Annotated in this window: 1 protein-coding gene; it reads left to right on the forward strand. The window is 34.4% G+C overall.

Annotated features, from left to right (window positions below; all coding sequences use genetic code 11):
* A partial coding sequence (locus tag KJQ99_RS10205) for a molybdopterin-dependent oxidoreductase (protein WP_214150780.1) occupies nucleotides 1–259 on the forward strand: 259 nt, incomplete at both ends.

The following is a 259-nucleotide window of genomic DNA, read 5'->3' on the forward strand; positions in this document are numbered from 1 at the left end:
CCTAAAAACTTAAGGGGTAAAGAAGAATTTGTTGAGATTACTTGGGAAAAAGCTTATGAATTAGTAGCCAATGAGCTTAAAAGAGTTTATGAAAAATATGGCTCTAATGCTGTTTATGGCGGTAGTTATGGTTGGTTTTTCGTTGGAAGCGTTAATAACCCACAAAGCTTACTTGGAAGAATGTTAAATATAGCAGGTGGTTGTACTACTAGAACTCTTACATACTCAACTCATTGTATTCGTGCAATTACTCCTTATA

It is taken from the genome of Campylobacter sp. 2018MI13, from assembly GCF_018501135.1.
Classification (GTDB): domain Bacteria; phylum Campylobacterota; class Campylobacteria; order Campylobacterales; family Campylobacteraceae; genus Campylobacter_E.